This is a genomic window from Bradyrhizobium sp. 956_D2_N1_4, from assembly GCF_052076025.1.
Classification (GTDB): Bacteria; Pseudomonadota; Alphaproteobacteria; order Rhizobiales; family Xanthobacteraceae; genus Bradyrhizobium; species Bradyrhizobium barranii.
In genome coordinates this window covers 6734369-6760537 of the sequence record NZ_CP197237.1, presented here as the reverse complement: position 1 = coordinate 6760537, position 26169 = coordinate 6734369, and the positions used below count along the sequence as shown (strand labels likewise).

General features: G+C 64.6%; 23 protein-coding genes. 9 read left to right on the top strand and 14 right to left on the bottom strand.

All coding sequences use genetic code 11. The features are described from left to right. Positions 1 to 49: 49 nt before the first annotated feature. Positions 50 to 934 carry a LysR family transcriptional regulator gene (locus AB7535_RS31965; protein ID WP_231143877.1) on the bottom strand — a complete coding sequence of 295 codons (885 nt, stop codon included), beginning with the start codon at positions 932 to 934 and terminating at the stop codon, positions 50 to 52. Between the two features lie 121 nt (positions 935 to 1055). Between AB7535_RS31965 and AB7535_RS31960 the strand changes: the two genes are divergently transcribed. Next, the gene (locus AB7535_RS31960; RefSeq protein WP_231143878.1) at positions 1056 to 1691 is read left to right on the top strand and encodes a pyridoxamine 5'-phosphate oxidase family protein; all 636 of its coding nucleotides are present in this window, start codon (positions 1056 to 1058) and stop codon (positions 1689 to 1691) included. Between the two features lie 239 nt (positions 1692 to 1930). On the opposite strand, the gene AB7535_RS31955 is transcribed toward AB7535_RS31960, so the two are convergent. From AB7535_RS31955 to AB7535_RS31945, 3 genes are read right to left on the bottom strand one after another with little or no spacing between them, the layout of a single operon-like run. Beyond that, a complete protein-coding gene (locus AB7535_RS31955) occupies positions 1931 to 2662 on the bottom strand; it encodes an ABC transporter ATP-binding protein (protein ID WP_063980934.1) in 732 nt (243 codons plus the stop codon). Continuing rightward, positions 2659 to 4428: a branched-chain amino acid ABC transporter ATP-binding protein/permease gene (locus tag AB7535_RS31950; protein WP_231143879.1), complete on the bottom strand. Its 1770-nt coding sequence runs from the start codon at positions 4426 to 4428 to the stop codon at positions 2659 to 2661. The genes AB7535_RS31955 and AB7535_RS31950 overlap by 4 nt, the downstream gene beginning before the upstream one ends. A 5-nt stretch (positions 4429 to 4433) precedes the next feature. Next, positions 4434 to 5474, bottom strand: coding sequence for a branched-chain amino acid ABC transporter permease (locus tag AB7535_RS31945; protein WP_231143880.1), 1041 nt, complete (start codon positions 5472 to 5474; stop codon positions 4434 to 4436). 177 nt (positions 5475 to 5651) lie between these two features. Between AB7535_RS31945 and AB7535_RS31940 the strand changes: the two genes are divergently transcribed. Then, on the top strand, positions 5652 to 6173 hold the full coding sequence (locus AB7535_RS31940; protein WP_038933532.1) for a MarR family winged helix-turn-helix transcriptional regulator: 522 nt from the start codon (positions 5652 to 5654) through the stop codon (positions 6171 to 6173). 131 nt (positions 6174 to 6304) lie between these two features. Here the strand turns inward: AB7535_RS31940 and AB7535_RS31935 are convergent, their stop codons facing one another. From AB7535_RS31935 to AB7535_RS31895, 9 genes are all read right to left on the bottom strand, one after another. Then, positions 6305 to 7588 (bottom strand): glycerate kinase type-2 family protein, encoded by a 1284-nt coding sequence (locus AB7535_RS31935; RefSeq protein WP_231143881.1) that lies wholly within the window; start codon positions 7586 to 7588, stop codon positions 6305 to 6307. A gap of 183 nt (positions 7589 to 7771) precedes the next feature. After that, the gene (locus AB7535_RS31930) at positions 7772 to 9001 is read right to left on the bottom strand and encodes an ABC transporter substrate-binding protein (RefSeq protein ID WP_231143882.1); all 1230 of its coding nucleotides are present in this window, start codon (positions 8999 to 9001) and stop codon (positions 7772 to 7774) included. A 240-nt stretch (positions 9002 to 9241) separates the two neighbouring features. Then, entirely contained in the window at positions 9242 to 10468 is a 1227-nt protein-coding gene (locus AB7535_RS31925) for an ABC transporter substrate-binding protein (RefSeq protein ID WP_231143883.1), read from the bottom strand. 142 nt (positions 10469 to 10610) lie between these two features. Next, positions 10611 to 11840: an ABC transporter substrate-binding protein gene (locus AB7535_RS31920; protein WP_231143884.1), complete on the bottom strand. Its 1230-nt coding sequence runs from the start codon at positions 11838 to 11840 to the stop codon at positions 10611 to 10613. 40 nt (positions 11841 to 11880) lie between these two features. After that, complete coding sequence (locus tag AB7535_RS31915) at positions 11881 to 12900, bottom strand: branched-chain amino acid ABC transporter permease (RefSeq protein WP_166345291.1); 1020 nt, start codon at positions 12898 to 12900, stop codon at positions 11881 to 11883. Between the two features lie 2 nt (positions 12901 to 12902). Next, entirely contained in the window at positions 12903 to 13781 is an 879-nt protein-coding gene (locus tag AB7535_RS31910) for a branched-chain amino acid ABC transporter permease (protein WP_063980940.1), read from the bottom strand. A 12-nt stretch (positions 13782 to 13793) separates the two neighbouring features. Then, positions 13794 to 14507 (bottom strand): ABC transporter ATP-binding protein, encoded by a 714-nt coding sequence (locus AB7535_RS31905; RefSeq protein ID WP_014498266.1) that lies wholly within the window; start codon positions 14505 to 14507, stop codon positions 13794 to 13796. Further along, positions 14504 to 15301 carry an ABC transporter ATP-binding protein gene (locus AB7535_RS31900; protein ID WP_166345288.1) on the bottom strand — a complete coding sequence of 266 codons (798 nt, stop codon included), beginning with the start codon at positions 15299 to 15301 and terminating at the stop codon, positions 14504 to 14506. Before AB7535_RS31900 ends, AB7535_RS31905 begins: the two co-directional genes overlap by 4 nt. A gap of 66 nt (positions 15302 to 15367) precedes the next feature. Continuing rightward, complete coding sequence (locus AB7535_RS31895; protein ID WP_028151937.1) at positions 15368 to 16234, bottom strand: IclR family transcriptional regulator; 867 nt, start codon at positions 16232 to 16234, stop codon at positions 15368 to 15370. Between the two features lie 130 nt (positions 16235 to 16364). Here AB7535_RS31895 and AB7535_RS31890 point away from each other — a divergent pair, with 130 nt between their 5' ends. The 7 genes from AB7535_RS31890 to AB7535_RS31860 all read left to right on the top strand — a co-directional run bounded on the left by AB7535_RS31890 (position 16365) and on the right by AB7535_RS31860 (position 24939). Beyond that, positions 16365 to 18461 carry a 3-hydroxyacyl-CoA dehydrogenase NAD-binding domain-containing protein gene (locus AB7535_RS31890; RefSeq protein ID WP_231143885.1) on the top strand — a complete coding sequence of 699 codons (2097 nt, stop codon included), beginning with the start codon at positions 16365 to 16367 and terminating at the stop codon, positions 18459 to 18461. Between the two features lie 159 nt (positions 18462 to 18620). Next, positions 18621 to 20303 (top strand): dicarboxylate--CoA ligase PimA, encoded by a 1683-nt coding sequence (gene pimA, locus AB7535_RS31885; RefSeq protein ID WP_354102407.1) that lies wholly within the window; start codon positions 18621 to 18623, stop codon positions 20301 to 20303. Then, on the top strand, positions 20300 to 21487 hold the full coding sequence (locus AB7535_RS31880) for an acetyl-CoA C-acyltransferase (RefSeq protein ID WP_014498261.1): 1188 nt from the start codon (positions 20300 to 20302) through the stop codon (positions 21485 to 21487). Before pimA ends, AB7535_RS31880 begins: the two co-directional genes overlap by 4 nt. Before the next feature lie 52 nt (positions 21488 to 21539). Next, positions 21540 to 22730, top strand: coding sequence for a pimeloyl-CoA dehydrogenase large subunit (gene pimC / locus AB7535_RS31875; protein WP_014498260.1), 1191 nt, complete (start codon positions 21540 to 21542; stop codon positions 22728 to 22730). A gap of 132 nt (positions 22731 to 22862) precedes the next feature. Further along, positions 22863 to 24005 carry a pimeloyl-CoA dehydrogenase small subunit gene (gene pimD / locus AB7535_RS31870; protein ID WP_231143887.1) on the top strand — a complete coding sequence of 381 codons (1143 nt, stop codon included), beginning with the start codon at positions 22863 to 22865 and terminating at the stop codon, positions 24003 to 24005. Between the two features lie 155 nt (positions 24006 to 24160). Continuing rightward, positions 24161 to 24397 (top strand): SDR family NAD(P)-dependent oxidoreductase, encoded by a 237-nt coding sequence (locus AB7535_RS31865; RefSeq protein WP_439037451.1) that lies wholly within the window; start codon positions 24161 to 24163, stop codon positions 24395 to 24397. After that, positions 24298 to 24939, top strand: coding sequence for an SDR family NAD(P)-dependent oxidoreductase (locus AB7535_RS31860; RefSeq protein ID WP_439037747.1), 642 nt, complete (start codon positions 24298 to 24300; stop codon positions 24937 to 24939). The genes AB7535_RS31865 and AB7535_RS31860 overlap by 100 nt, the downstream gene beginning before the upstream one ends. Before the next feature lie 127 nt (positions 24940 to 25066). Here the strand turns inward: AB7535_RS31860 and AB7535_RS31855 are convergent, their stop codons facing one another. Continuing rightward, positions 25067 to 26026, bottom strand: a complete 960-nt coding sequence (locus AB7535_RS31855) for an IS5 family transposase (RefSeq protein ID WP_166348444.1) — start codon at positions 26024 to 26026, stop codon at positions 25067 to 25069. Between the last annotated feature and the right edge of the window lie 143 nt (positions 26027 to 26169).

Below are 26169 nucleotides of genomic sequence, written 5' to 3'. Positions count from 1 at the left end.
AAGAACGTGGATGGCCGGGACAAGCCCGGCCATGACGGAGAGGGAGACCTCACCCAAACCTCCACTCCGCCGTCTCCACCACGAGATCGATGAAGGCGCGCACCTTGGCCGAGAGCAGGCGCGAGTTCGGATAGACGATATGGATCGGCAGCGCCGGCTGCTCGTATTTCGCCAGCACGATTTTCAGCCGCCCGCGCTTCAACCCCTCCGCGGCCTGATAGGCCAGCACGCGCGTCATGCCGCCGCCGGCTTCTGCATATTGCAGGGCGGCGTCGGCGCTGTTGCTGGTAAAACGTGGCGTCGGCGTCCACTCGATATCGCGGCCGTCCTGCACGAATTGCCAATTGGCGTAGGGGCCGAACGCGATGGTCTGGTGCGCGAGCAATTCCTGTGGCGTCTTCGGCTCGCCGTGGCGCTTCAGGTAGCCCGGCGTCGCCACCGTGATCCGCCGCATCTCGCCGACCTGGCGTGCGACCAGCGAAGAATCGGCGAGATGGCCGATCCGCACCGCGGCATCGACTGCGTCCTCGACGAGATTGACGAGGTTGTCCGAGAGCCTGAGCTCGGCCGTGACCTCCGGATAGCGCTTGAGATAATCGGTCATGACCGGCGAGACATGCAGCCGCCCGAAGCCGAGGGGCGCCGACACCACCAGACGGCCGCTCGGCCGGTTGCGCTCCTCGCGCGCGGAGCCGTCGGCCTCCTCGACATCGGCGAGGATGCGCCGCGCGCGCTCCAGATAGCGCGTGCCGACATCGGTCAATCTCACCTGCCGGGTGGTGCGCTGCAGCAGCCGCGCGCCGAGATGCTCCTCCAACGCCGCGATCAGCCGCGTCACGGCCGATGGCGACAGCTGCAGCTTGCGCGCCGCCGGCGCAAAGCCGCGCAGATCGGCGACGGTGACGAAGACGTGCATGGCTTCGAGGCGGTCCATGGTATTATCGCATATATTGCAATGATGAAGTGTCAAGTGGCCAGATTGTTTTGCCCGCCGGAAGGTCCACCTTAGACAGCGAAAGACGCAGGGATGCGCCGGGATTTCAGGAGATGTTCCGATGACGGCAACTCACACCTACGCCAGCGACGTGGCGTTCACGCCGGCGGTGAAATCGATCCAGACACGAAAGGGATCACGCGAAGGCTATGCTCATGCCGAGCAGCGCGGATGGCGCACCGAGGTCGACGAGAACCTTGCGGCGTTCCTGGCTGACGCCAACAGCTTTTATTTCGCGACCGCGTCGGGCGATGGCCAGCCCTACATCCAGCACCGCGGCGGTCCCAAGGGGTTTTTGAAGGTGCTGGACAAGCAGACGCTGGCTTTCACGGACTACGCCGGCAACCGGCAATACATCACGCAGGGAAACCTGTCCGAGAATCCCAAGGCCTATATCTTCGTGATGGACTACGCCCATCGCCGCCGCGTCAAGATCTGGGGCGAGGCGCGCGTCGTCGAGGACGACGAGGCGCTGACGACGTCGCTGATGCCCAAGGGGTACCGCGCGCGCCCTGAGCAGGTGATCCTGTTCAAGATCGCAGCGTGGGACACCAACTGCCCGCAGCACATTCCGCAGAAGTTCGATGCGCCGGATGTCGCGGCAGCGCTGGCGGCGAGGGACCAGCGGATCGCGGAGCTGGAAGCGGAGGTCGCGGCGTTGAAGGGAAAAGCGAGTCTGCCTTCAAGCGAAAGCTAGCGCAGCTCGCACGGTACACCCTCTCCCCCTGCGGGAGAGGGTGGCTCGCGGCGTAGCCGCGAGACGGATGAGGGGTTTCTCTCCGCCTGCGATGGTCCCACGTCGCAATTCGCGGAGAGAACCTCTCATCCAGCGCCATAGCCGGTGCGAAGCATCGGCGTTCTTAAGAACGGCGGCCGAAGACCGCCTAAGCCGCCTCCTCCCGCAACGAGAGAAGGGAAGCGGAGCTAGCCAAGAAATCAGATCACGCTCGCGCCTTCGTGCTGGAAGCCGAGATAGCTGGCCGCGACGCGCTCGTTCGCCGCGACATCGCTGGCCTTGCCGCTGAGCACGAACTCGCCGAGCTCCATCACATAGGCCTGGTCCGCGATCTTCAGCGCAGCCTGTGCGTTCTGCTCGACCAGCAGCACGGAGACGCCGCTGGCGCGCAGCTCGGTGACGATGCGGAAGATGTCGGCGACGATGATCGGGGCGAGGCCGAGGCTCGGCTCGTCCAGCATCAAGAGCTTCGGCTCGCCCATCAGCGCACGGCCCATCGCGAGCATCTGCTGCTCGCCGCCGGAGAGGGTGCCCGCCAACTGCTTGCGCCGCTCCTTCAGCCGCGGAAACAGCGTGTAGACGCGCTCCATCGAGGTTTTCGCCTTGCTCCGCTCGATGCGGAAGGCCCCCAGCTCGAGATTGTCCTCGACATTCATGGTCACGAACAGCTCGCGGTGCTCGGGGACGAGGCCGAGCCCCATCGCGACGCGGTCCTCGATGTCGAGCCGTGACAGATCCTGCCCGGCGAAGGCGACGCGGCCCTTCAGCGGCAAGATGCCCATGATGGCGGAGAGCAGCGTGGTCTTGCCGGCGCCATTGGCGCCGACGATGGTGACGATCTGGTTGGCGCCGACCTCGAGCGAGACCGAGCGCACGGCCTCGACCTTGCCATAGGCGACATGGGCGTCGGCGACGGACAACAGCGCGCTCATGCCGCCACTCCGAGATAGGCCTTGATCACTTCGGGATTGGTCTTGATCGTGGCGGGCGTGCCTTCCGCGATCTTGGTGCCGAAATCGAGCACCACGATGCGGTCGGCGAGGTTCATCACGAAGCCCATGTCGTGCTCGACCAAGAGCACGCTCATGCCGCCGTCGCGCAGCTCGCGGAGCAGCGCGGCAAGGCGCTGCTTCTCCATGTGGCGCAGGCCGGCGGCCGGCTCGTCGAGCAGCAGCAGCATCGGATCGACGCACAGCGCACGCGCGATCTCGACGATGCGCTGCTGGCCGAGCGAGAGCGAGCCTGCGAGCTGATGCATCTGCTCGGCGAGGCCCACGCGCTCGATCTGGCGGGCGGCCTCCGCAAGCAGCCTCGCTTCGTCGGCGCGGTCGAGCCGCAGCATCGAGGAGATCGGTCCCGAATGGCCGCGCAGATGCGCGCCGATCGCGACATTCTCCAGCACGGACATATCAGGGACGAGCTTCACATGCTGGAAGGTGCGGGAGATGCCGAGCTTGACGATCTCCTGCGGTGGCGCCCTGTCGACCTTCTTGCCGAGCACCGAGATCGAGCCTGATGTCGCCGACAGCACGCCGGTGATCAGGTTGAATGTCGTGCTCTTGCCGGCGCCGTTCGGTCCGATCAACGCGACGATCTCGCGGGCCTGCACGTCGAAGGAGACGTTGTTGACCGCGATGACGCCGCCGAACTGTTTTCGCGCCTTCTCGACCTGGAGCAGGACGCCGGACTGGCCGGTCGGGCGGGTGCGCTGCTCCAGTTTCAGCGAGGTGTCCGGCTTCTTGCCGCTGGTTCGCTCGGGCAGGAACGACATCAGCCAGGGCCAGACGCCGCCGGGCGCAAGCTGGAGCAGCGCCACCAGCAGGATGCCGAAAACGATGGTCTCGACCTGCCCGGAGCCGGGCAGGATCAGCGGCAAATAGCTTTGCAGCACCTCCTTCAGGACCACGACGATCGCCGCGCCCAGCACGCCGCCCCAGACATAGCCGGCGCCGCCGACCACCGCGATGAAGAGATATTCGATGCCGGCCTGCGCGCCGAACGGCGTCGGGTTCACGGCGCGCTGGAGATGCGCGTAGAGCCAGCCGGAGAGGCCGGCGAGCACCGCGGCGTGGATGAATACCAGGAGCTTTGCGCGCGGCGTGTGCACGCCGAACGCTTCGGCTGCGACGTGTCCGCGGCGCAGCGCGCGGATGGCGCGGCCGGTGCGGGAATCCAGCAGGTTCATCGTGAGCAGGGCCGAGAGGATCACGGCAACCCAGATCGCGTAATAGATCGAGCCGGGCGAAAGCATCTTGAACGAGCCGATCGACAGCGGCGGGATCGCCGAGATGCCGTCGTTTCTCCCCAGGAATTCCAGTTTGCTGAAGAGATAGAACAGGCCCAGCCCCCAGGCGAGCGTGCCGAGCGGCAGATAGTGCCCGGAGAGACGGACGGTCACCAGCCCGAGCAGCACCGCCAACGATCCGCTGACCAACAGCGATAGCGGCAAGGTCAGCCACGGCGACAGGCCATAGGCCGTCGACAGCACCGCGGTGGTGTAGGCGCCGAAGCCGACGAAAGCCGCCTGGCCAAACGAGGTCAGGCCGCCGACGCCGGTGAGCAGCACGAGGCCCATCGCGACGAGGGCGGCAAGGCCGATATTGTCGAGCAGCACGATCCAGAACGGCGGCATGCCCGGGAGATGCGGGATCGCCGCCATGAGAAGCGCGAAGATGAGGATGGGAAGCCGGCTCTGCATGCGCGTCAGTCCTTCTCTTCCTCGACCGCGGGCGCGGCGAGCGAGCGCAGCAGCAGCACGGGGATCAGCAGCATGAAGACGATCACTTCCTTGTAGTTGGAGGCGTAGAAGGACGAGAACGCCTCGACGATGCCGACGACCAGCGCCGCGACGGCGGTGAGAGGATAGCTGACGAGGCCGCCGATGATCGCGGCAACGAAGCCCTTGAGGCCGATCAGGAAGCCGGAGTCGTAATAGAGCGTCGTGATCGGCACGATCATGATGCCCGACAGCGCGCCGATGACGGAGGCCAGCAGGAAGGCGATCTGGCCGGACAGCGTGGTGCGGATGCCGGCAAGGCGGGCGCCGAGCCGGTTCACGGCGGTCGCGCGCAGCGCCTTGCCGTAGAGCGTCAGCCCGAAGAACAGCCAGAGCCCGACGATGAAGGCGATGGTGATGCCGTAGACGGTGATGCTCTGGCCGGTGAAGCGCAGTGCGCCGGCGGTGAAGGAGCCGGACAGCACGGCAGGCCCGCGCTGGCCTTCGGCGCCGAAGAACAGCAGGCCGAGGCCCTGCAGCGCGAGGTGGACGCCCACTGATGCGATCAGCAGCACCAGCACGGAGGTGTGCGCCAGCGGCTGGAACGCGATGCGGTAGAGATAGAGGCCGATCATCGCCACGATCACCAGCGACAGCGCAATGCAGACCGCCACCGGCGGCTTCTGGGCGGCGAAGTAGATGGTCAGCGCCAGCACGATGGCCGGCAGCACGACGTTGGTGACGAGGCTGCGCGCGATCAGGCGGCCGTGCAGCGCCTTGCGCGCCACGAACAGGTCGAACACGAAAGCGCCGATGCCCAGCGCCAGCGCGAGCTTTGCCGTGCCCGGCATCTGGCCCGCGGCCAGCGAGGCATAGGTCAGCGCGCCGTAGGTGACGAATTCGCCCTGGGGAATGAGGATGACGCGCGTGACGGCGAACACCAGCACCAGCGCCAGGCCGAGCAGCGCATAGATCGCGCCATTGGTGATGCCGTCCTGTACCAGGAACAGCATGATGGTGGTATTCAAGACCGGACGCTCCCCCTCAAAGATCGGGACCGGGCTCCGCAATTGCGGTGGACGGTCCGCTCACAGCCATTGAAACGCTGACGATATTTGATATGGTCCATAACAATTATCAAATATAACTTCAAGGGTGGGGCGGACGACCCGCCCCGAATTTAGCGGGATCACGAGCACGAGGCGATGACCGTTTCCAAAACCGCTGAAAAGTCTTCTGAAAAGCCCGGCGACGCGGCCAAGGGCCGCAAGGACGCGGCCGAGGCCCAGCCTGAAGCCCTCCAGCTTGGCGAGCTCTCCGAGCAACTCGGCTACGTGCTGAAGCGGGCGCAGCTCAAGGTGTTCGAGAACTTTTTGCGCTGCATGGCCTCGCTCCAGCTCACGCCGGCGCAGTTCTCCGTGCTGCTGCTGGTCGAGAAGAATCCGGGCCGTAACCAGACCGAGATCGCCTCGACCCTCGGCATCCTGCGCCCGAACTTCGTGGCGATGCTCGACAATCTCGAAAGCCGCGACCTTTGCGCGCGGATCCGCTCCACCAACGACCGCCGCTCGCACATCCTGGTGCTGACCGACAAGGGCAAGGCCGTGCTGACCCGGGCGAAAAAGCTGGTCGCCACCAAGCACGAGTCCCGGCTGAACGAGCTGCTCGGGCAGTCCAACCGCGAAGCCCTGATCGGGATGCTCTCGAAGATCGCGAACGAGTTTTGAGGCCCGGCTGTCATCGCCCGGCTTGACCGGGCGATCCAGTACTCCGAGACGTTTGTGATCGAGCCGATAGGCCGCGGCGTACTGGATTCCCCGCCTTCGCGGGGAATGACAGCGAGACCTGGGCAGGCGCCTCAATCCACCAAGATCACCCTGATATCGTTCACGTTCGTCAGTGTCGGTCCCGGCATCAGCAGATCGCCGGTCGCCTCGAAGAACGTCGTCGCGTCGTTGTTGTCCAGATACGCCTGCGGCTGAAGCGCCAGCGCCTTCATCTTCGCGAACGTCGCAGCATCAATCAGCGCGCCGGCGGGATCGGTGGGGTGGCCGGCGCCGCCATCGGCGCCGTCGGTGTCGCCGGCGAGAGCGGATATGTCAGGCGTGTCCTTCAGCAGGCCGGCGAGCGCCAGCGCATATTCCTGGTTGGGGCCGCCGCGCCCATTGCCGCGCACGGTAACGGTGAGCTCGCCACCGGAGAGGATCGCAAGGCGCTTGCCCTGCGCGCGTGCTTCAAGCGCGAGCCTGGCGTGATCGGCGGCGACCTCGCGGGCCTCGCCTTCGAGATCGGCGCCGAGATCGATGGTCTCATAACCCGCTTCCTTGGCGAGCTTCACCGCGGCGTCGAGCGATTGCTTGGGCCGCGCGATCAGCTCGAAATGCGCGCGCGCGAAGGCGGCATCGCCCGGCTTGCAGCTTTCGTTGGCGGGGTCGTCGAGCGCGCGGCGGACGGCGTCGTCGATGGCGAGCTTGTACTTCGCGACGATCGCGCGCGCATCCGCCAGCGTGGTCGGATCGGGCACGGTGGGGCCGGAAGCAATGGCGGACGGATCGTCGTGCGGCACGTCGGAAATCGCGAGCGTCACGATCTCGGCGGCATTCTTGCCGGCGCGCGCCAACCGGCCGCCCTTGATCCGCGACAAATGTTTCCGGACCGTGTTCATCTCGCCGATCGGCGCGCCCGAGCGGAGCAGCGCCTTGTTGACCGCCTGCTTCTGCGCGAAGCTGATGCCGTCCACCGGCGCGATCCAGTTCGCCGAGCCGCCGCCGGTGAGCAGCACCAGCAGCAGATCGTCGGGCCCGGCCTCGCCAGCGAGCGCGAGCGTATCGGCGGCGCCCTTCAGGCCGGCCTCGTCGGGCACGGGGTGACCGGCCTCGACCACGCGGATGCGGCGCGTCGGCACGCCGTAGCCGTGGCGCGTGGTGGCGATGCCGACGAGGCGCTCCGGCGCGAGCTTGAGCGTGTCGAGATAGTGCCGCTCGGCGGCCGCGGCCATCGCAGCCGCGCCCTTGCCGGCGGCGAGGCAGATCACGCGCCCTTTAGGCGCCGGCCGCAGATGCGGCGCCAGAATCGTGCTGGGATGGGCGGCGGCAACGGCGGCGTCGTAGAGCGCGCGGAGCAGGGGACGTCGGTCGGTCATGACGAAGGCCTTCAGCGAACTGAAATGATGGCGACAAAATCGCCGGCTCCCTGCCTACCGCATCAGGCGCCAAAGCGTAAGCAGGCTTTACCATCATTCGATTGTGCAATCGCGTGATCATAATCGGCGCGCAAGCAAAAGCCCCCTGCGATGGCCGCGCAGGGGGCTCTCTGTCGTTTGGGGTTAGCCGCCGACGTCGGCGCTGATCACGTCTCCGAACAGCTCCCACTTCTCGCCCTTGAACTTCTCGAGTTGAAGCTGGCTGATCGGCGCGAAATCGGTCGGCGAGGTGTTGACCTTCACGCCCGGCAGCAGCGCCTCGGTGCGGAAGTCCTTCACGTTCGCCGCTTGCTTCATGATGTTCTCGCGCGTGAGATTGTCACCGCACTGCTTCAAGACCTGGACCAGTGTCTGCGCCACGGCATAGCCGACGATCGTGCCCTTATCGAGCTTGTCGCCCTCGGGGAAGTATTTGGTCATGAACGCCAGAAACTCCTTCATGCCGGGGTCGTTGTTCCACGCGGGATCCGACACGTCCTTGAGATAGTCGGCCGAGATGATGTCCTGGCCGTTCTCGAAGCCGGCGGGCTTCATCACGCTACCGACCGAAGCGGAGACGTTGTTGAGGAAGTGCAGCGGCTTCCAGCCGATCTCGGAATTCTTCTTGATCGCTTGCGCGGCGAATTTCGGCGTCGTGATGTTCATGAAGACGTCGGCACCGGTCGACTTCAGCTTGACGATGTGGTTGTCGATGGTCGGCTCGGAGGTCTCGTAGCTCTCTTCGATGACGATCATCGAGGCGGCTTTCGAGCCGAGGCCATCCTTGAGGCCCTTGAGGTAGTCCTTGCCGTAATCGTCGTTCTGGTAAAGCACCGCGATCTTGGCGTCCGGCTTGTTCTTCAGGAGCCACTTCGCATAGATCTGCGTCTCGCTCTGGTAATTGGGTTGCCAGCCCATCGTCCAGGGGAAGTTCTGCGGATCGTTCCACTTGGTGGCGCCGGTCGCGACGAACAGCTGCGGCACCTTCTTCGAGTTCATGTATTTGTGGATCGCCGAGTTCGGCGGCGTGCCGAGCGAGTTGAAGATGAACAGCACCTCGTCGCTCTCGACCAGCTTGCGGGCCTGCTCCACCGTCTTCGGCGGCGAGTAGGCGTCGTCATAGGAGATATAATTGATCTTGCGGCCGTTGATGCCGCCCTCGTCGTTGATCTTCTTGAAATAGGCGGCTTCGGTCCGCCCGATGATGCCGTAGGCGGAAGCCGGTCCGCTGTAGGGCATGATGTTGCCGATCTTGATTTCGGTGTCGGTCGCGCCGGTATCGTATTTCTTCTGGGCCGATGCAGTGGAGGCCGAGGCCGCAATGAGCGCAAGCGCCAGTGACGCGGCCGCAAGTTTGCCGGTGACAGCGGGCATTCCTATCTCCCTATTTTCTTGGTGTGTGTGCGTCCCTTTTCTTGGCTTGATGATTTTTGGCGGCGCGGAGGCAATTCAATACGATTTACCGGGAGCCTTCAACAGAAAGCCCCCGCGGCTGTGTCGCAGGGGCTGCTCCTTTAGTAGTCAAGGACCGGCGCGCGCTCGTGTGCGACTGCGAGACGGCCCCGCTGTCTTGAGTTGATTAATTAGTCGGAGGCGATTTTGAGTTGCGCGGCTTCAGTGGCCGAGCTCGCTCGAGATGATGTCGCCGAACAGCTCCCATTTCCTGCCCTTGAACCGCATCATCTGGAGCTGCTCGATCGGGGCGAAATTATCGGCGGAGGTGTTGATCTTGATGCCGGGCAGCAGCGTGTCGGGCTCGAAATCCTTCAAGGAAGCGGCCTGCTTCATGACGTTCTCATGGGTAAGGTCGTCGCCGCACATCTGCAGCACCTTCACCATGGTCTGGGCCGCGGCATAGCCGAACACCACGCCGGCATCGAGCTTGTTGGCCTTGGGGTCGTACTGCGCGAGGAAGTTATAGAACTTCTTCATGCCGTCATCGGCATTCCATTGCGGGTCGGAGCCGTCCTTGGTGTAGCTCGCCGACAGGATGCCTTGCGAGATCTCCAGGCCCGCGGGCTCGAGCACGCCGCCGACCGACGCCGAGACGTTGGAGATGATGTGGACCGGATGCCAGTTGATCTCGGCCGCCTTCTTGATCGCCTGCGCCGCGAATTTCGGCGTGGTGATGCTGAGGAAGACGTCGGCGCCCGAGGCCTTCAGCTTCACGACGTGCTCGTCGATCGCGGGCTCCGACGTGTCGTAGCCGTCTTCGAGCACGATCATCGACGCCTTGGCCCCTAAGCCGTCCTTCAGCCCTCTCAGATAGTCCTTGCCGAAATCGTCGTTCTGGTAGAGCACGCCGATCTTCGCGTCCGGCTTCTCCTTCATGATGTATTTGGCGTAGATGCGCGCCTCGCTGGCGTAGCTCGGCTGCCAGCCCATGGTCCACGGATATTGCTTCGGATCATTCCACTTGGAGGCGCCGCTCGCCACGAACAGCTGCGGCACCTTCTTCTCGTTCATGTATTTGCGGATGGCGCCGTTGGTGGAGGTGCCGAGCGAGCCGAAGATCAGCAGCACGCCGTCGCTCTCGACCAGCCTGCGCGCCTGCTCCACCGTCTTCGGCGGCGAATAGCCGTCGTCGTAGGAGATGAACTTGATCTTGCGGCCGTTGATGCCACCCTCGGCATTGATCTTGTTGAAATAGGCTTCCTCGGTCTTGCCGATCGCGGCATAGGCGGAGGCCGGCCCGCTATAGGGCATGATGTTGCCGATCTTGATCTCGGTATCGGAAGCGCCGCTGTCGTATTTCTTTTGCGCCAGTGCCGGGCTGCTCACCGCAGTGCACAACGCGAGCGCGGCCGAAACGGCCGCAACCTGAAATCGAACGACAGTCATCTTTCTCCACCCGGAATGGATCGGCGCCGCATTGAACAAGATTGACGCCTGACGTCAACAAAAAGCCCCCGCGGTCGCCCGCGGGGGCTTTGTCAGATTTGACTAGACTTGAACTGACCAGACTTGGACTATTGCGTCAGCGTCACTCGGAGGCGACGTCGCCGCTGATGATCTCGCCGAACAATTCCCACTTCTCGCCCTTGAAGCGCTGCATCTGGAGCTGCGAAATCGGGGCGAAGTCGGTGGCGCTGGTGTTGATCTTGACGCCGGGCAGCAGCGTGTCCGGTGCAAAATCCTTCAAGGAAGCGGCCTGCTTCATCAGGTTGGCGCGGGTGAGGTCGTCACCGCACATCTCCAGCGTCTTGACCAGGGTCGACGCCGCGCCATAGCCGTAGACCATGCCGGTGTCGGTCTTGTCGGCGCCGGGCATGTACTTGTCGACGAACTCGTTCCACTTCTTCATGCCGGGATCGTTGTTCCACTGCGGGTCGGTGGAATCCTTGGCATAGGCCGCCGACAGCACGTCCTGCGAGGCCTCGAAGCCGGCCGGCTTCATCACGCTGCCGACCGAGATCGACACGTTGGTGAGGATCTGGAGCGGCTTCCAGCTGAGCTCGGCGGTCTTCTTGATGGTCTGGGCCGCGAACTTCGGCGTCGCGTAGATCAGCAGCACGTCGGGATTGGCGGCCTTGATCTTGACGATGTGGCCATCGATCGACGGCTCGGAGATCTCGTAGCTCTCCTCCATGATGATCATGGACGCGCCCTTGGCGCCGAGACCGTCCTTGGTGCCCTTGAGGTAGTCTTTGCCGAAATCGTCGTTCTGGTAGAGGATCGCGACCTTGGCGTTCGGCCTTTCCTTCATCAGCCATTTCGCGTAGATCTGCGCTTCGCTCTGGTAGGAGGGCTGCCAGCCGATGGTCCAGGGGAAGTTCTTCGCGTCGTTCCACTTGGTGGCGCCGGTGGCGACGAACAGCTGCGGGATCTTCTTGGCGTTCAGGTACTTCTGGATCGCGGTGTTCGAGGGCGTGCCGAGCGGATTGTACACGGCCAGCACTTCGTCGCTCTCGACCAGCTTGCGGACCTGCTCGACGGCCTTCGGCGGCGAATAGGCGTCGTCATAGGTGACGAAGTTGATCTTGCGGCCGTTGATGCCGCCCTTGTCGTTGATCATCTTGAAATAGGCTTCTTCGGTCTTGCCGATGATGCCATAGGCCGACGCCGGACCGCTGTACGGCATGATGTTGCCGATCTTGATCTCGGTATCGGACGCGCCGGTGTCGTATTTCTTCTGGGCAAGTGCTGCGCCGGAGGTGAGGATCGCGACCGCCGTTACGAGTGCGGTGGTTCGCAGTATTCTTCCGAAAAGCAATTGGGTCTCCTTGGTTAAAACAACAGTCTGGATGGACGTTTCAGTTCTTCCTGAGCCGACCGGCGAGTTGCTGGCCCATGATCGCGACTTGCCTTGCGCCATGCGGCACGAGGTAGATGACGAGGAACAGGAGCACGCCGAACACCGCGCCGGAGAGGCCCTTGGAGATACCCTCCGCGATGTTCGGCACGAAGATGATGAAGGCGGCGCCGACGATCGAGCCGGGCAGCCAGCCGACGCCGCCGACGACCATGCCGAGGAACAGCGAGATTGCGAGCGTGATGGTGTAGCTGTCGGGCGCGACGAACTGCACCGCGATGGCGCCAAGCGAGCCGGCGATGCCGGTGATGGCGGCGGAGACGCCGAAGGCCAGCGTCTTGTACAGCGCGACGTCGACGCCCATCGCGGAGGCCGCGATCTCGTTGTCGCGGATCGCCATGAAAGCGCGGCCCGAGCGGGAGCGCAGCAGGTTCACCGAGAAGATGTAGATCGCAATCACGACCACGAGCGTGAAGTAATACAGCCACATGTCCTGCGACATCGGCAGGCCGAACGGCGCATCCGGCTTGGTGACGACGAGGCCCTGCACGCCGCCGGTCCAGTGCTCGAGGAAGTTCAGCTTGAGGAGCTGCGGCATGGCGGTGGCGAGCGCGAAGGTCGCAAGCGCGAGGTAGACGCCGGAGAGCCGCAGCGCCGGCTGCCCGAACAGGAAGCCGAAGCCGAAACAGACGACGCCGGCGATCGGCAGCGTCAGCGCGTAATTGACGTTGAAGTGCTCCATCAGCACCGCTGTCGTATAGGCACCGACCGCGTAGAACGCGCTCTGGCCGAGCGAGAACTGGCCGCTTCCGCCGGTCAGGATGTTCAGCGCCAGCACCGCGAGCCCGTAGATCAGGAGCATCGTCATCTGGAAGATGATGAAGTTCTTGACGAAAACGGGTGCGATCAGCAGTGCCGCGAGCACCACCAGCGAGGTGCCGGTGCCCAGCGTCATGGCCCGCTTCGGAACAGCCTCGACCGCCTCGTGGCCTTCTGCAACGACTTCTTCTGCAGCGCTCATGATCAAACTCGCTTGACGATGTGCCGGCCGAACAGGCCAGCGGGTTTGACGACCAGGACGGAGATGATCAGCGCGAGCGCGATCGGGAGCTTCAGCTCATTGCCGACGCCGGGGATGTAGGTGCCGGCGAGGTTCTCGAAGATCCCGACCAGGAAGCCGCCGACCACGGCGCCGAACGGGCTGGTGAGACCGCCAAGCACGGCGGCGGCAAAGCCGTAGATCAGCACGCCGCCCATCATGTTGGGCTCGAGGAACACGACAGGGGCGATCAGCATGCCGGCGATCGCGCCGATCGCTGTCGCCATGCCCCAGCCGAGCGCGATCATCCAGCTCGTATTGATGCCGACGAGGCGGGCCGATTCAGGCACCGAGGCGGCCGCGCGCATGGCCAGGCCGATGCGCGTGTACTGGAAGAAGAAGTAGAGGCCGAGCAGCAGCAGCACCGTGACGCCGATCATGCCGGCCTGGTGGGTCGAGATCAGCTGGCTGCCCAGGAACGGCGCGGAGCCGAACGGGGTCGGGTACTGCTTGATGGTGAAGTCCCAGATCAGGCCGGCCGAGGAGTTGATGATCGCAAACAGGGCGATGAAGCCGGCGACGTTGGTCAGCACCGGCGCTTTCGCCAGCGGCTTGAACAGAATGCGCTCGATCGCGATGCCGGCGACGAAGGAGAGCGCCAGCGTGAGGATGAAGGCGGCCCAGTAAGGCACGCCCCATTGCATCAGCTGCCAGGAGATGAAGGTCGAGAACATCGCCATCTCGCCCTGCGCGAAGTTGAGATGGTCGATCGCCTGGTAGATCATGACCACGGCGAGCGCCATGCAGGCGTAGATCGCGCCCGTGGCGATGCCGGCCAGCACTTGGTTGGTGAACAGCTCCATCGTGCCGGCTCCTCAGTAACCCAGATAGGATTTGCGGATTTCTTCGTTGTTCGCGATGTCCTTGGCATTGCCCGACATCACGATGCGTCCGGTCTCGATCACATAGGCCTGGTCGGCGAGCTCGAGCGCGAGCTGGGCGTTCTGCTCGACCACCAGGATCGACACCTTGTCCTCGCGGTTGATCTTGCCGAGGATGCCGAACAGGTCGCGCACGACCAGCGGCGCCAGTCCGAAGGACGGCTCGTCGAGCAGCATCAGGCGCGGTCGCAGCATCAGCGCGCGTGCGACCGCGAGCATCTGCTGCTCGCCGCCCGAGAGCGTGCCGGCCTGCTGGGTGTGGCGCTGCTTGAGCACCGGGAAATGCGCGTACATGCGCTCGATGTCGGAAACGATGCCGGCGCTGTCCTTGCGGGTGATGGCCCCGAGCTGGAGGTTCTCCTCGACCGTCATGGTCGTGAAGGTGCCGCGGCCCTGAGGTACGTGGGCGATGCCGAACCGCACGATGCTCTCGGTGGAGCGGTTGCTGAGCGGCTTGCCTTCGAACTCGATCGCGCCGGTGGAACGCACCATGTTGCAGATCGCGCGCAGGGTGGTGGTCTTGCCGGCGCCATTGGCGCCGAGCAGCGTCGTCAACGATCCTTCGTTGAGCGAGAAGGACAGGCCATGGAGCGCCTGAACCTGGCCGTAATAGGCGCGCAGGTCCTTGACGTTGAGCAGCGTCGTCATTGGTCCTTGCTCCCGAGATAGGCCTTGATGACGTCGGGGTCCGCCTGCACCTGGGCCGGCGTGCCTTCCGCGAGCTTCTTGCCGAAATTCAGCGCGACGACGTGGTCGGCGATCGACATCACGAGGCCCATGTGGTGCTCGACCAGCAGCACGGTCATGTGGCGGTCGTCGCGGATGCGGCGGATGAGGTCGCCGAGCAGATAGACTTCCTCGTGGTTGAGGCCGCCAGCCGGCTCGTCTAGCAGCAGGATCTTCGGGTCGGCCGCGAGCGCGCGCGCCAGCTCGACGCGTTTCTGCGTGCCGAAGGGCAGGCCGGACACGATGGTGTGGGCGACGTCCTCGAGCTTGAGATAGGCGAGGATCTCCTGCACCTTCTTGTTGACCTCGGTCTCGCTGCGCCGGACCCAGGCGAGCCGAAGCGAGTCGCTGATGATGTCGCTGGAGGTCTTCGAATGGGCGCCGACGCGGACGTTGTCCATCACCGAGAGGTTCGGAAACAGCGCCACGTTCTGGAAGGTGCGGCCGATGCCGATCTCGGCGATCCGGTGCGGAGGCCGCGACAGGATGCTCACGCCTTCCATCAGGATGTCGCCCGACGACGGCTGATAGAGCCGCGAGAGGCAATTGAAGAGCGTGGTCTTGCCGGCGCCGTTGGGGCCGATCAATCCGAGGATCTGGCCCTTGTGCATGTCAAAGGACACGCCGTTGAGCGCGATGATGCCGCCGAACACGACGCTGACGTCGCGAACCGCGAGCAGGGGCGATGTCCCCCGCGCGAGCTGTGCCTGCGTCATCTCGTCTCGCCCACACACGTCAGTGGGCGAAGGGGCGATGCGAACCGCTCCCGGTGATGACAAAGGCTATCTGAACCCCTCGGCCACACGCGCAACTTTTCCTCCTGATTTCAGCTTTTTGCTGACTTCTTTTTTGGATTGCGGCATCAGTCCCCCGAGTGCCGCTTCAATGTTCCTTACCATCGCCAGCAGACGCGGTCCAATGTCGTTGATCAAACGCTCTTCCGTGAAGCGGAATGCGGGCGCGCCGCAATTGAATGCGTAAGGTCCGGTTCCGTCGTTGAGCTTGAGCGCGACGCCGGCGGCGCCGATGTCGTCGTGCCAGTCGCCGACGGACATCGCGAAACCGTATTTCGCGACGGTCTCGCCGGAACGTTCCAGTCCGTCGCGCATCTTCGGCCAGCGGCTGCCGTAATGTTCGCGCAGGATGCGGGACACCTCGGCGCGGCCTTCTTCGTCGAGCGCCCAGAAATAGGCGCGGCCCATCGCGCTGGTTGCAATCGGCACGCGGGAGCCGACGTCCAGTTGAACGCCGACCGTCTCGCTGCCGCGACTTTGCCCGAAATAGATCATGCTGTGACGGTCGCGGCCGCCGATCGCGACGGCGCCGCCGGTCGCGCGCATCAATTCCTCGCGAAATGGCTCGGACAAATGCCGAACGCCGAGATTGGATAACGCCGCATAGCCGAGCGCCATCGCGGCAGGTGCGAGCTGATACTTCTCGAAACGGGGAACCGGTGTCAGATAACCGAGCTTCGTCAACGTGTAGGTCAGGCGCGAAACGGTCGGCTTGGGCAGGTTCGTCCGCGCGGCGATCTCCTGGTTGCCGAGAAGTCCGTCGCTGGGTTGGAATGCGCGCAAAACATCTAGTCCGCGGGAAAGCGCGACGACGAAATTCCGATCGGTCGCAGTCTTCTTGCCTGTACGCTTCATCCCTGATCTGCTTCTTGCGCGGAGTCGTTGACAACGTCCGTGCTTCAAAATAACCCTGCCGTCAAGATGCGGAATTAAATTCCGCACCGCGAAATCGAACAAAAGTAAATCCCCACCAAGGAGGGAAGCCGTGAGCGAAGTGGTCAAGCTTGAGCGTCATGACGAAGTCGGGATCGTCACGGTCGACAGTCCTCCGGTCAATGCGCTGAGTGCCGCAGTGCGTGGCGGTATTCTCGAATGCATCAAGGCCGCGATCGCCGATCCCGCGATCAAGGGCATCGTGCTGACCTGCGCCGGCCGCACCTTTATCGCCGGTGCCGACATCACCGAGTTCGGCAAGCCGCCGAAGCCGCCCGCCCTCAACGACGTCCTCGCCGAGATCGAGAACTCGCCCAAGCCGGTCGTTGCCGCGATCCATGGCACCGCGCTCGGCGGCGGCCTCGAGGTCGCGCTGGCCTGTCATTTCCGCGTGGCCGTGAATGAAGCCAAGCTCGGCCTGCCCGAGGTGAAGCTCGGCCTGCTGCCGGGTGCCGGCGGCACCCAGCGCCTGCCGCGCGCGGTCGGGCCGGAACTCGCGGTCAAGATGATCGTCGGCGGTGATCCGATCGGTGCTGCCGAAGCGCTCAAGAACGGCCTGATCGAGGAGATCGTCGAAGGTCCGGCCTCCGGCGGCGAGGCCTTCGTGCGCAAGCTGCTCGCCGAGAAGCGTCCGCTGCGGCGCCTGCGCGACGACGATTCCAAGCTCGCGGCGGCCAAGGCCGACCGCTCGATCTTCACCAATGCGGTCGCCGCCATGACCAAGAAGGCGCGCGGCCTGGAGGCGCCGTTTGCCGCCGCCGACGCCGTCGGCTACGCCATCGACCTGCCGTTCGACGAGGGGCTGAAGAAGGAGCGCGAGGGTTTCCTCAAGCTCGTCTCCAGCGACCAGTCCAAGGCGCAGCGTTATGCCTTCTTCGCCGAGCGCGAGGCCAGCAAGATCGCCGGCGTCCCTGAAGGCACCAAGTCGCGGCCCGTGAACCGCGTCGCCATCCTCGGCGCCGGCACCATGGGCGGCGGCATCGCGATGTCCTTTGCCAATGCCGGCGTGCCCGTCACCCTGATCGAGACCGGCGAGGAGCAGCTCAAGCGCGGCATGGGCATCATGCAGAAGAACTGGGAAGCGACCGCCGCGCGCGGCGGCATCCCGGCCGACGCGCCCGCCAAGCGCATGGCGCTGATCAACGGCGTCGTCGGCATCGAGAACGTCGGTGATGCTGACCTGGTGATCGAGGCCGTGTTCGAGACCATGGCGGTGAAGAAGGAAGTGTTCGGCAAGCTCGACCAATACGTCAAGCCCGGCGCCGTGCTCGCCTCCAACACCTCCTACCTCAACATCGACGAGATCGCGAAGTCGACCAAGCGGCCGCAGGACGTGCTCGGCATGCACTTCTTCTCGCCCGCCAACGTCATGAAGCTGTGCGAGATCGTGCGCGCCGACAAGACCGCGCCGGATGCGCTGGTCACCGCCGTGACCATCGCGCGAAAGATCGCGAAGGTGCCGGCCGTGGTCGGCGTCTGCGACGGCTTCGTCGGCAACCGCATGCTGGCGCAGCGTGGCAAGCAGTCGGAAAAGCTGCTGTTCGAAGGTGCCTTGCCGCAGCAGGTCGACGCCGTGGTCACCAAATTCGGCATGCCGATGGGACCGTTCGCGATGGGCGACCTCGCCGGCCTCGACATCGGCTGGCGCTCGCGCAAGGACCGCGGCATCAAGTCGGAGATCGCGGACGCACTCTGCGAAGCCGGCCGCTTCGGCCAGAAGACCGGCAAGGGCTACTACAAGTATGAAGCAGGAAGTCGCTCGGCGCTGCCCGATCCGGAGGTCGAAAAGCTGATCGACGAGACGCTGCTCCGTCTCGGCCGCAAGAAGCGCGTCGTCAGCGACGAGGAGATCCTCGAGCGCATGATGTACCCGATGATCAATGAGGGCGCGAAGATCCTCGAAGAGGGCATCGCGGCGCGTCCTTCCGACATCGACGTGGTCTGGCTCTACGGCTACGGCTGGCCGATCTACCGCGGCGGCCCGATGTTCTGGGCCGACACCGTCGGCCTCAAGCACATCGCCGATCGTCTCTCCTTCTACGCCAAGGAGACCAACGACCCGAGCCTCGAGCCCGCGCCGCTGCTGAAGAAGCTCGCGGCCGAAGGCAAGACGTTCGCGTCGCTGGCCGCGGCGTCGAAGGCGGCGTGATGGCCGCTTCATCTCAACCCTCGTCATTCCGGGATGCGCCGCAAGGCGCAGGCCCGGAATCCATAACCCCAGCTGGTGGTTATGGATTCCGGGCTCGCGACTTTGTCGCGCCCCGGAATGACGGTCTCTGTTAGTTGCTCGCTCAACCAATCAAGAATAATGACCCATCCCGGCGAACAGTTTTATCCCGAGGGCGTGCGTTGGGACGACACCATCGTCCAGGGCTCGCTGCCTGACCTGCTGTCGCAAGCCGCCGCCGATTACGGCCCGCGCACCGCGCTGGAATTCCGCGATCGTCCGATCAGCTATACCGAGCTCGCCGCCATGGCCGAGCGCGCGGCAGCGGCGTTCCTGCGTGCCGGCTGCGGCAAGAACAGCTCCGTGGCGCTGTTCCTCGGCAATACGCCGGACCATCCAGTCAATTTCTTCGGCGCGCTCAAGGCCGGTGCCCGCGTCGCGCATCTCTCCCCGCTCGACGGCGAGATCGCGCTGACGCACAAGGTCTCGGATTCCGGCTCGCGCCTGCTCGTCACCTCCAACCTCGCGGCGCTGCTGCCGACCGCGCTGAAGTTCCTGGAGAAGGGCCTGATCGATCGCCTCGTCGTCTGCGAGGACGACGATTGGGGCAAGGTCGGCACGCCGCAGGCGCCGATCCCCGATGATCCCCGCATCGTCACCTTCAAGAGCTTCGTCGAGGGCGCCACCGCGCCGGCGGAGTGGCCGCCCGTGACGGCGGACGACGTCGCGCTGCTGCAATATACCGGCGGGACCACCGGCCTGCCCAAGGGCGCGATGCTCACCCACGGCAATCTCACCTCCGCGGTGTCGATCTACGATGTCTGGGGCAAGCCGTCGCGCGCGGCGCGCGGCGACCTGATCGAGCGCGTGATCTGCGTGCTGCCGCTGTTCCACATCTATGCGCTCACCGTCGTGCTGCTGTCCTCGCTCAGCCGCGGTAATCTGATCTCGCTCCACCAGCGCTTCGATGTCGAGGCGGTGATGCGCGATATCGAAATCAAGCGCGCGACGTATTTCCCGGGCGTGCCGACGATGTGGATCGCGATCGCGGCACTGCCTGATCTCGACAAGCGCGACTTCTCCTCGCTCGCCGTCATCGGCTCCGGCGGCGCGCCGCTGCCGGTGGAGATCGCGAACTTCTTCGAGCGCAAGGTCGGCAAGAAGCTGCGCAGCGGCTGGGGCATGACCGAGACCTGCTCGCCCGGCACCGGCCACCCGCCGACGGGACCGGACAAGCCGGGGTCGATCGGCCTGATGCTGCCCGGCATCGAGATGGACGTGGTCTCGCTGGAGGACCCCACAAAAGTTCTGCCGCCGGGCGAAGTCGGCGAAATCCGCATCAAGGGCCCGAACGTCACCAAGGGTTACTGGAACAAGCCGAAGGAATCCGCGGAGTCCTTTTCGGACGGCCGCTTCCTCACCGGCGACATCGGCTATGTCGACACCGACGGCTATTTCTTCCTGGTCGACCGCAAGAAGGACATGATCATCTCCGGCGGCTTCAACGTCTATCCGCAGATGATCGAGCAGGCGATCTACACCATTCCGGGCGTGCACGAGGTGATCGTGCTCGGCATTCCCGACCAGTATCGCGGCGAGGCCGCCAAGGCCTTCATCAAGCTCAAGCCGGACGCAAAACCGTTCTCGCTCGACGAGCTGCGCGCGCAGCTCGCCGGCAAGGTCGGCAAGCACGAGCTGCCGGCAGCGGTCGAGTTCGTCGACGATCTGCCGCGCACGCCGGTCGGAAAATTGTCGCGCCACGAATTGCGCCAGCAGCAGAAACCATCACAATCCACCCAACACCCATCAGGAGGTCGCTCTTGACCGACGCCGTCATCGTTTCCACCGCCCGCACCCCGATCGGCAAGGCCTATCGCGGCATGCTCAACGCCACCGAGGGCGCAACGCTGCTCGGCCACGCCATCGGCGAGGCCGTCGCCCGCGCCAAGGTCGATCCGAAGGAGGTCGAGGACGTCGTGATGGGCGCGGCGCTGCAGCAGGGCGCGACCGGCGGCAACATCGCGCGCAAGGCGCTGCTCCGCGCAGGTCTCCCCGTGACCGTCGCCGGCACCACCATCGACCGGCAATGCGCCTCGGGCCTGCAGGCGATCGCGCTCGCCGCGCGCTCGGTGATCTTCGACGGCGTCGAGATCGCGGTCGGCGGCGGCGGCGAGTCGATCAGCCTGGTGCAGAACGACAAGATGAACGGCTTCCACGCCCAGGACCCGGCGCTGCTCAAGATCAAGGGCGAGGTCTACATGCCCATGATCGACACCGCCGAAGTCGTCGCCAAGCGCTACGGCATCTCGCGCGAGAAGCAGGATGAGTATTCGCTGGAGAGCCAGCGCCGCACCGCCGCTGCCCAGCAGGGCGGCAAGTTCAAGGACGAACTGGCGCCGATCACGACGCAGATGGCGGTCACCGACAAGGCGACCGGCGCCGTCTCGTTCAAGGAGGTGACCTTGTCGCAGGACGAAGGCCCGCGCCCCGAGACCACCGCTGAAGGCCTTGCCGGCCTCAAGCCCGTGCGCGGCGAAGGCTTTTCGATCACCGCCGGCAATGCCAGCCAGCTCTCCGACGGCGCCAGCGCCTCCGTCATCATGAGCGACAAGGAAGCCTCAAAGCGCGGCCTCAAGCCGCTCGGCATCTTCCGCGGCTTCGTCTCCGCCGGCTGCGAGCCGGACGAGATGGGCATCGGCCCGGTCTTCGCCGTGCCGCGCCTGCTCAAGCGCCACGGGCTGACGGTCGACGACATCGGCCTCTGGGAGCTCAACGAAGCCTTCGCGGTGCAGGTGCTGTATTGCCGCGACAAGCTCGGCATCGACCCCGAGAAGATCAACGTCGATGGCGGCGCGATCTCGGTCGGCCATCCCTATGGCATGTCGGGCGCGCGCCTCACCGGCCACGCCCTGATCGAAGGCCGCCGCCGCAAGGCGAAGTATGCGGTCGTCACTATGTGCGTCGGCGGCGGCATGGGCGCGGCCGGGCTGTTCGAGGTGTTGCAGTAATTTCACCGTCGTCCTGACGGCGACGAAACAAAGAAGCTCACAGGAGGATCCGATGGATCTCGCATTCACGAAGGAAGAGCAGGCGTTTCGCGAGGAAGTGCGTTCATTCTTCCGCGACAACGTGCCGCCGGATACGCGGCGCAAGCTGGTCGAGGGTCGTCACCTCTCGAAGGACGAGATGGTGACGTGGTGGCGCATCCTCAACAAGAAGGGCTGGGGCGTCAGCCACTGGCCGAAGCAGTATGGCGGCACCGGGTGGACCTCCGTGCAGCACTACATCTTCAACGAGGAGCTGCAGTCCTATCCGGCGCCGCAGCCGCTCGCCTTCGGCGTCAGCATGGTCGGTCCTGTGATCTACACCTTCGGCAACGAAGAGCAGAAGAAGCAGTATCTGCCGCGCATCGCCAATGTCGACGACTGGTGGTGCCAGGGTTTTTCGGAGCCCGGTTCGGGATCTGACCTTGCCTCGCTGAAGACGAAGGCCGAGCGCAAGGGTGACAAGTGGATCATCAACGGCCAGAAGACCTGGACCACGCTCGCCCAGCACGCCGACATGATCTTCTGCCTCTGCCGCACCGACCCCTCCGCCAAGAAGCAGATGGGCATCTCCTTCATCGTCTTCAGCATGAAGTCGAAGGGCGTCACCGTGCGCCCGATCCAGACCATCGACGGCGGCGTCGAGGTCAACGAGGTGTTCTTCGACGACGTCGAGGTGCCCATCGAGAACCTGATCGGCGAGGAGAACAAGGGCTGGGACTACGCCAAATTCCTGCTCGGCAATGAGCGCACCGGCATTGCCCGGGTCGGCGTCTCCAAGGAGCGGCTGCGCCGCATCCGCGATTTGGCCGGCAAGGTCGAATCCGGCGGCAAGCCGATCATCCAGGACGCCGCGTTCCGCGAGAAGCTGGCGGCCTGCGAGATCGAGCTGAAGGCGCTCGAGCTGACGCAGCTCCGCGTCGTCGCCGACGAGGGCAAGCACGGCAAGGGCAAGCCCAATCCGGCGTCCTCGGTGCTGAAGATCAAGGGTTCCGAGATCCAGCAGACCACCACTGAGCTCTTGATGGAAGTGATCGGCCCGTTCGCGGCACCCTACGACGTGCACGGCGACGACGGCTCGAACGAAGCCATGGAGTGGACCGCCCAGATCGCGCCGAGCTACTTCAACAACCGCAAGGTCTCGATCTACGGCGGCTCCAACGAGATCCAGCGCAACATCATCGCCAAGGCGGTGCTGGGGCTCTAGGCGTCATTCCGGGGCGCGCGCAGCGCGAGCCCGGAATCCATAGCCACGATCGGGAGTATGGATCCCGGGCTCGCGCGATGCGCGCCCCGGGATGACGAAGCCAGATAATTTCGGGTACGAGGAACCAAAGAAATGGATTTTGATCTGAACGAGGAGCAACGGCTTCTCAAGGACAGCATCGACGGCCTGCTGACCGATTCCTACGATTTCGAGAGCCGCAAGAAGTACATGAAGGAGAAGGGCGGCTGGAGCCAGGCCGTCTGGGGCAAGCTCGCCGAGCAGGGCCTGCTTGGCCTGCCGTTCGCGGAGGCCGATGGCGGCTTCGGCGGTGGCGGTGTCGAGACCATGATCGTGATGGAAGCGCTCGGCAAGGCGCTGGTGCTCGAGCCGTATCTGGCAACGGTTGTGATCGGCGGCGGCTTCCTGCGCCACGCCGGCTCCGATGCGCAGAAGGCCGCGCATGTGCCCGGGATCATCGACGGCAGCAAGACGCTGGCGTTCGCCCAGCTCGAGAAGAACTCGCGCTACGATCTCTTCGACGTCTCGACGACGGCGAAGAAGAAGGGTGACGGCTGGGTCATCGACGGCGAGAAGTTCGTCGTGCTCAACGGCGAGAACGCCGAGACCCTGATCGTCACCGCCCGCACCAAGGGCGACCGCCGCGACAAGGCTGGCATCGGCGTGTTCCTGGTGCCGGCGAATGCCAAGGGCGTGACCAAGAAGTCGTACCCGACCCAGGACGGCCTGCACGCCGCCGACATCACCTTCACCGGCGTCGAGGTCGGCGCGGATGCGGTGCTCGGCAATCCCGACGACTCGCTCGCGCTGATCGAGCGCGTCGTCGACGAAGCCCGCATCGCGCTCTGCGCCGAGGCCGTCGGCCTGATGGACGAATCGCTCAAGACCACGGTCGAGTACATCAAGACGCGCAAGCAGTTTGGCGTTGCGATCGGCTCGTTCCAGTCGTTGCAGCACCGCGCCTCCGACATGTTCGTCGCCGCCGAGCAGGCGCGATCGATGTCGATGTTCGCGACCATGGCCGGCGATTTCGAGGACGCCAAGGAGCGTTCCAACGCCATCGCCGCGGCCAAGGTGCAGATCGGCAAGTCGCTGAAGTTCGTCGGACAGCAGGCGATCCAGCTCCACGGCGGCATCGGCATGACCATGGAGGCGAAGATCGGCCACTACTTCAAGCGCCTCACCATGATCGAGAACAGCTTTGGTGACACCGACTACCACCAGCGCCGCGTCGCGGATGGGAGCGGGTTGATCTAGTCACCGTATCGCGAGACGGTAGCCGCACTGAGATCGTCATGCCCGGGCTTGTCCCGGGCATCCACGTCTTGGCGGCAAGGGAAGAACGTGGATGGCCGGGACAAGCCCGGCCATGACGGTGAGTTTGACGATGCAAAGAAGAGGGAACCACTAAAATGAAAAACACCCCGTTCGATCTCACCGGCAAGGTCGCAATCGTCACCGGCTCCAGCCGCGGCATCGGCCGCTCCTCGGCGGAACTGCTGGCAAAGCTCGGCGCCAAGGTCGTGGTGTCATCGCGGAAAGCGGAAGCCTGCAAGGAAGTCGCCGACGGCATCATCGCATCGCGGCCGGCGGCGATGCCACCGTCATTCCCTGCAACATCGCGCGCAAGGCCGAGGTCGAGGCGCTGATCTCGGGCACGATCAAGCACTACGGCAAGATCGACATCCTCGTCTGCAACGCCGCGGTGAACCCGTATTACGGCCCGCTGCTCGACATCACTGACGAGGCCTTCGACAAGATCATGGGCAGCAACGTCAAGAGCAACATCTGGCTCTCCGCGCTGGCGATCCCGCAAATGGCCGAGCGCGGCAACGGCTCCGTCGTCATCATCTCCTCGATCGGGGGCCTGCGCGGCTCGACCGTGATCGGCGCCTACGGCATCTCCAAGGCCGCCGATTTCGCGCTGTGCCGCTCGCTCGCCGGCGAATGGGGCCCGAAAGGCGTCCGCGTCAACTGCATCGCGCCCGGCCTGGTCAAGACCGATTTCGCCCGCGCGCTGTGGGAAGACGAAGCCAACCTCAAGCGCCGCACCGCCACCACACCCCTTCGCCGCATCGGCGAACCCGACGAAATCGCCGGCGCCGTCGCCTACCTCGCCTCCGACGCGTCCAGCTTCATGACCGGCCAGACCATCGTCATCGACGGCGGCGTGACGACGGCAGCGGTGTAGGGATTCTTCCCTCTCCCCTTGTGGGCCTGTTGCGTTATCGGCTTTTGAGGCTGAAGACGTCAGGAGAGAAGGCCTTGGTCCTGGCAATGCCTGCGAAGATCTGTAGTTGTTGCCCTCAGCGGGCAGCTCACGCGGCGATCGTGGCCCACCGCCTCATGTTGAAGGCGATTGAGGCGAGCAGAACTTGCCCGGTCGCCTTGATCAGACCGACGTAGCGGATGCAGGTCAGCCGCATGCGGCGTTTGAGAGTAGCGAAGGTGGTCTCGACCTGGGCTCGGCGGCGCGCGATGAGGAGGTTGTAGCGTTTGAGCCTCGGCGGCAACTCCGGGTGATGCCGGTTGGGCCGACGAGCAATGCGGGGTTTCTTGCCCTCCGCCTTCAGCCGGGCCCGTCGGGCATGGGTGTCGTAAGCCGCATCGGCCCACACCGCAGCTTCATCGCCGCGGATCAAAGCGTCCGCCGGTGTCGTGTCGTTGATGTTGGCCGGTGTGGTCAGTACCGTGCGGATCAAGCCGGATCCTTCGTCGACACCGACATGGGCCTTGTAACCGAACGTCGTGCCGCTCTTGCCTTGCCGCTTGGTGAAGCGGGCGTCGGGATCGTTTGAGGGGCGATCCTCCTTCGGAGGAGCCGACACCGCCTGGATCAAGGTCGCATCCAGCATCGTGCCGCGCTTGAGGATGACGCCGGCATTTTCAAGCTGACGATCCAGCTCACCAAACAGCTTCTCCAGCAGGCCTTGTTCGACAAGCTGGTTCCGAAAGCGGTTCAGGACCGTATGGTCGGGCGTCGCATCCTCGAGGCTCAAACCGACGAAGCGCTTGAACGACAACCGGTCGCCCAGCGCTTCCTCGAGTTCGCGCTCCGAAAGACCATACAGCGACTGCAACAGCACAGCACGAAACAGCACCAGCACCGGATAGCCTGGTCGACCGGGGCTCCCTTCATCCCGCAAATGGCCGATCAGCTTCTCGAACCGGTACCACTTGACCAGGCCCGCCAGCCGATCCAGCGCCGCATTGGCGCCGGCCCCCTTCGGCATCAGCGCTTCCACAAAGCTCGGCTGTCCCGTCCGCTTGACCGCCATCGCTACCCTCCAAGGCTTTGCCCTAGGGAATCACAATTGACGAATTACGCAACAGGCCCCTTGTGGGAGAGGGTGGCTCGCCGCATAGCGGCGAGACGGGTGAGGGGTTTCTCTCCATGTGCAACCCTCTTACCGCTGAATTC

Coding starts and splice junctions, on each gene's coding strand:
- AB7535_RS31865 (WP_439037451.1), top strand. CDS start 24,161: ATGAAAAACACCCCGTTCGATCTCACCGGCAAGGTCGCAATCGTCACC.
- AB7535_RS31965 (WP_231143877.1), bottom strand. CDS start 934: ATGGACCGCCTCGAAGCCATGCACGTCTTCGTCACCGTCGCCGATCTG.
- AB7535_RS31910 (WP_063980940.1), bottom strand. CDS start 13,781: ATGGAGCTGTTCACCAACCAAGTGCTGGCCGGCATCGCCACGGGCGCG.
- AB7535_RS31915 (WP_166345291.1), bottom strand. CDS start 12,900: ATGAGCGCTGCAGAAGAAGTCGTTGCAGAAGGCCACGAGGCGGTCGAG.
- AB7535_RS31900 (WP_166345288.1), bottom strand. CDS start 15,301: ATGACGCAGGCACAGCTCGCGCGGGGGACATCGCCCCTGCTCGCGGTT.
- AB7535_RS31950 (WP_231143879.1), bottom strand. CDS start 4,428: ATGCAGAGCCGGCTTCCCATCCTCATCTTCGCGCTTCTCATGGCGGCG.
- pimD (WP_231143887.1), top strand. CDS start 22,863: ATGGATTTTGATCTGAACGAGGAGCAACGGCTTCTCAAGGACAGCATC.
- AB7535_RS31930 (WP_231143882.1), bottom strand. CDS start 9,001: ATGCCCGCTGTCACCGGCAAACTTGCGGCCGCGTCACTGGCGCTTGCG.
- AB7535_RS31955 (WP_063980934.1), bottom strand. CDS start 2,662: ATGAGCGCGCTGTTGTCCGTCGCCGACGCCCATGTCGCCTATGGCAAG.
- AB7535_RS31925 (WP_231143883.1), bottom strand. CDS start 10,468: ATGACTGTCGTTCGATTTCAGGTTGCGGCCGTTTCGGCCGCGCTCGCG.
- AB7535_RS31960 (WP_231143878.1), top strand. CDS start 1,056: ATGACGGCAACTCACACCTACGCCAGCGACGTGGCGTTCACGCCGGCG.
- AB7535_RS31895 (WP_028151937.1), bottom strand. CDS start 16,234: ATGAAGCGTACAGGCAAGAAGACTGCGACCGATCGGAATTTCGTCGTC.
- AB7535_RS31935 (WP_231143881.1), bottom strand. CDS start 7,588: ATGACCGACCGACGTCCCCTGCTCCGCGCGCTCTACGACGCCGCCGTT.
- AB7535_RS31940 (WP_038933532.1), top strand. CDS start 5,652: ATGACCGTTTCCAAAACCGCTGAAAAGTCTTCTGAAAAGCCCGGCGAC.
- pimA (WP_354102407.1), top strand. CDS start 18,621: ATGACCCATCCCGGCGAACAGTTTTATCCCGAGGGCGTGCGTTGGGAC.
- pimC (WP_014498260.1), top strand. CDS start 21,540: ATGGATCTCGCATTCACGAAGGAAGAGCAGGCGTTTCGCGAGGAAGTG.
- AB7535_RS31905 (WP_014498266.1), bottom strand. CDS start 14,507: ATGACGACGCTGCTCAACGTCAAGGACCTGCGCGCCTATTACGGCCAG.
- AB7535_RS31855 (WP_166348444.1), bottom strand. CDS start 26,026: ATGGCGGTCAAGCGGACGGGACAGCCGAGCTTTGTGGAAGCGCTGATG.